Origin of the sequence: Aeromonas cavernicola (assembly GCF_002795305.1) — a bacterium.
Lineage (GTDB): Bacteria > Pseudomonadota > Gammaproteobacteria > Enterobacterales > Aeromonadaceae > Aeromonas > Aeromonas cavernicola.
Map to the genome: position 1 here is coordinate 1 of NZ_PGGC01000212.1, position 3,593 is coordinate 3,593.

General features: G+C 54.7%; 5 protein-coding genes and 1 pseudogene. All 6 read right to left on the reverse strand.

All coding sequences use genetic code 11. The annotated features are described in order from the left end of the window. Window positions 1-533 (reverse strand): annotated as a pseudogene (gene exeK, locus CUC53_RS17810) (GspK family T2SS minor pseudopilin variant ExeK); the annotation flags it as partial. Beyond that, window positions 511-1,305 carry a type II secretion system minor pseudopilin GspJ gene (gene gspJ, locus CUC53_RS17815; RefSeq protein ID WP_100295352.1) on the reverse strand — a complete coding sequence of 265 codons (795 nt, stop codon included), beginning with the start codon at window positions 1,303-1,305 and terminating at the stop codon, window positions 511-513. The gene gspJ and the pseudogene exeK, both read right to left, overlap by 23 nt. Next, on the reverse strand, window positions 1,302-1,661 hold the full coding sequence (gene exeI, locus CUC53_RS17820) for a GspI family T2SS minor pseudopilin variant ExeI (protein WP_100295353.1): 360 nt from the start codon (window positions 1,659-1,661) through the stop codon (window positions 1,302-1,304). Before exeI ends, gspJ begins: the two co-directional genes overlap by 4 nt. After that, window positions 1,658-2,227 (reverse strand): GspH family T2SS minor pseudopilin variant ExeH, encoded by a 570-nt coding sequence (gene exeH, locus CUC53_RS17825; protein ID WP_100295354.1) that lies wholly within the window; start codon window positions 2,225-2,227, stop codon window positions 1,658-1,660. Before exeH ends, exeI begins: the two co-directional genes overlap by 4 nt. A 91-nt stretch (window positions 2,228-2,318) precedes the next feature. Next, window positions 2,319-2,750 (reverse strand): GspG family T2SS major pseudopilin variant ExeG, encoded by a 432-nt coding sequence (gene exeG, locus CUC53_RS17830; protein ID WP_100295355.1) that lies wholly within the window; start codon window positions 2,748-2,750, stop codon window positions 2,319-2,321. 96 nt (window positions 2,751-2,846) lie between these two features. Then, the coding region (locus CUC53_RS17835) for a type II secretion system F family protein (protein ID WP_201796799.1) at window positions 2,847-3,593 on the reverse strand (747 nt) is incomplete at its 5' end.

Genomic DNA, 3,593 nt, shown 5'->3' on the forward strand with positions numbered 1-3,593 from the left:
AAGCTAGACACCGGCTCAGTGTCTTTATCAGTCCAATCGCGAATAGCATCCGTTAACTGAGCCGCTTCGTACTCTTCGATCTCAAGCTGTGTGAGCAGAGCCCGAAAGACCTGGACTGGGTAGGGCTGTTTACTCAGGTCTTGATCAATGTTTCCTGGCGAAGTCGCCACGCTCAGACTGTTGAGGTTAAAGCAGGCTTGCAGATCGCTCACCTCACCGCGTAAGGTGCCACCCTCTACTGGGAAAACAGCATCTTTGCGAGCCCAATTCTGACCGAGGTGCACTATCTTGGGTTCATCTTTAAAGTCTTGTGCCAACACCTTACTGACCAATGCCTCTGCCGACATAGCGTACCACCAGGCTTGTTTTCCGGCGGTGAGATTAGCAGTACGGCGCAGCTCTAGCTGTAAGCGACCACTCATGTTACTGGCAATAATCACCATCACCGCCAAAATCAGCAGCACCACCAGCAGGGCCATACCTCCTTGGCGCGAAGGCGCCACTATCTGCTTAACCCCCATTCGCGATGTCATCCTCTCGGCGATCCGGCTCAGGCTGCCCAGCATTATTCTCTTGTTCGGCAGGCGGAGGCTCGCTGCCGTTGCTGTTATCGGTATTATTGTCATCGGTCTTGTCACCAGAACTGCCACCGGAGCTGTTACCCGAATTGTCAGCACGCTGACCACCAGCACCGATTAAAAACTGGCGACGAATGGTGCCATAATCCGCCAAATCGAGCTCCACCGCCAATCCATCAGGTAACACTCGCCGCTCTGACCACTCCTCTTGCCAGCCCCCTTGACGGAAAAAAAACAGCCGAAAACCCGTCACCTTGGTCAGCACAGCTTGCACACGTGGCTCGGTACCGATGACGGGATCAGGGTAGAGGTAGCTCAGCCGCTCCAGTGTTTGTTCCTTAAGCCGCCAGCCAACCCGCTGCAAATGGGAGCGAGGCAACATGCCATCTGGATTGAGCCAGCCGCTGCGCATAAACGCGATGCCCCAATCATCACTCTCCTGCCCAAAACGACTGGCGGCAAGCAATATGGTGTTGTTTTCACCGTCGATGCGGCCACTGCGTGGCACCATTTGGCTGATGTCTCGCTCTAACAAGGTAAATACGAGTTGTAATTCAGACAGCCGCCGCTCTTTACGTTTAGCCACCTCATCACTGGTGAGCACACCTTGCAATACTTGATAGGCCCCCATACTGAGCACTGCGAAAATAGCGATCGCCACTAGCATCTCTAGCAAGGTAAAGCCGTACTGGGGCGCACGCAGAGGGTGCAAACGGGGGTGGCTCATCGGCTAATGTAAGTCCGTATGGTCGCGACGGGGCTGTCTGCTTTCACTTCTGTGCGTACCTCCATGTCGAGGGCTTTGAGGTTGTTATCGCTGGTAGCCACCCCGCGATAGCGCCAGTACCAGGTTTGCCCAGCTAATTGCTCTTCACCGGTAACCCAGCTGTCACTGGGCCATTTTCCCTCCAGTTTCTGTTGCACCAGCTGATTTTCCACAACCCAGGTTGCCAGCGTTTTCTGCTCCAGATAGTTAAGGGCCGACAAGTGCTCGCTGGCGGTCTTCATCACCGCCAACCCCGCAATAGCAAAGACCGCCACCGCCACCATCACTTCGAGTAACGTCATACCGCGAGCATTCATAACGCGCTATCTTCCTCTGGCTGCTCATCATCCCGAGTGAACAGCGCCAGATGACCAAATTCATCCCCTTTAACCACGCGCAGGTAGCGCGCATCATCATCCTGCTGGGAGAGGCTTAAGGTAAAAGGGGTGAGTTCTCCACCGGGGAAGAGCAGCACCTGCGGGGTCACTGCTTTTTGGTCTTGCTGCGGATCACGCTTTTCGTCAGGATCTGGCTGCCAACCAAACCCACCGAGCTCCAGTGTGAGCACCATGGTCTCGGGCAGTTGCACCTGCGCGAGCAGCTTGTCATCTTGCAGGGGCTGCCATTGACGATCTTTGGCCGCTCGCTGCATAAACTGCCAACCCGTCTGTTCGATACGCAGCCCGACTAGCCGGCCATCCATCACCGCATACTGCTGAGCTTGTTGCACGATGGCCATAAAGCGACGCGCTTGTTTATCCAGCTCTCTATCACCTGCCACACTGCCGATATTGAGGGTAACGGCAGTGGCAACCAGTCCCATCAGCATGGCAACCAGCAGCACCTCCAGCAGGGTGAACCCCATCTGGCGACGCATGTTCATGACGTCACCTTGCTGCCAACATGATAGTCAGAGCACATGTCGCTCATCCCAACACCTGAGCGACTTGTAGGGCTGGTGGAAAAGAGATCACTTATTGGAAATCCTTTAAGTTCCAGTTACCGATATCATCATCCGTGCCGGCTTCACCATCCAACCCCGAGGAGAAGAGATCAATCTTGCCGAACTGGCCAGGGCTCAACAGTTGATACTGGTTACCCCACGGATCTTGTGGCAAACGCTTGATATAGCCGCCTTCCCGATAAGTGCGTGGTTCGGGCTCAATGGTCGGCTTGGTCACCAAGGCATCCAGTCCCTGCTCGGTACTTGGGTAGCGATTGTTATCTAACTTGTACATATCGAGAGCGTTTTCCAGCGCCACGATATCAGAGACCGCTTTTTGCTGATCGGCTTTCTCCTTATTTCCCATCAGGTTAGGCACTACCAAACTGGCCAAAATACCGAGGATCACGATAACTACCATGACTTCCAGCAGGGTAAAACCGGATTGACGACGTTGTTGCATGAGTTACTCCGTAACGAATGAGATGGGATGCCCCATCAGAGATTGATCACTGGGTGGGTTCGACAGGCCATCAGCGGGCCGCCGAACTCCGGAAACTTACATATTCACCATATTGTTGAGCTCGAGGATCGGCTGCAAGATCGACATCACGATAAACAGCACCACCCCCGCCATGGAAACCACCAGCATCGGCTCAAACACCCCGAGGGCAATATTGACCTGAGATTCAAACTCCCGATCCTGGTTGTCTGCGGCGCGCTCTAACATGCTGTCGAGCTCGCCACTCTGCTCACCGGAGGCAATCATGTGAAGCATCATAGGGGGAAAAATCTTGGTTTCAGTCAATGATTTACGCAGGCTGGTGCCCTCACGAACTCGCTCGGCGGCCTCAAGAATGCGCAGCTTGGCATAGTCGTTAGAGAGCACGTCGCCCGAGATTTTCATGCCTTCAAGCAGCGGCACTGCGCTGGCATTGAGAATGCTCAAGGTCCGAGCAAAACGCGCCGTATTGAGCCCGCGGCTAACTCGGCCAATCACCGGCAAGCCGAGCAGCACCTGATGCCAGCGTCGGCGGTGCTTCTCGTCGGTCAGCCACCAACGCCAGACAAAGCTGGCGATAAAGAGAAGCAGCAAAAATCCGAGCCCATATTGCTGCAGCAGTTCACTAGTGCCGATAAGAAAACGGGTGGTGCCTGGCAACTGTTGCCCCATGTGTTCGAACTGAGCGACCACCTTGGGCACTACTGCTGTGAGCAAAATAGAAATGACCCCAACGGCGACTAAGGTCAGGACGATGGGGTAGATCATCGCTTGCAGCAACTTGGTGCGCATATGCTGGCGCTG

Excerpts from the sequence above, each read along its gene's own strand:
- gspJ (WP_100295352.1), bottom strand. The coding sequence starts at position 1,305 with ATGAGCCACCCCCGTTTGCACCCTCTGCGTGCGCCCCAGTACGGCTTT.
- exeI (WP_100295353.1), bottom strand. The coding sequence starts at position 1,661 with ATGAATGCTCGCGGTATGACGTTACTCGAAGTGATGGTGGCGGTGGCG.
- exeH (WP_100295354.1), bottom strand. The coding sequence starts at position 2,227 with ATGAACATGCGTCGCCAGATGGGGTTCACCCTGCTGGAGGTGCTGCTG.
- exeG (WP_100295355.1), bottom strand. The coding sequence starts at position 2,750 with ATGCAACAACGTCGTCAATCCGGTTTTACCCTGCTGGAAGTCATGGTA.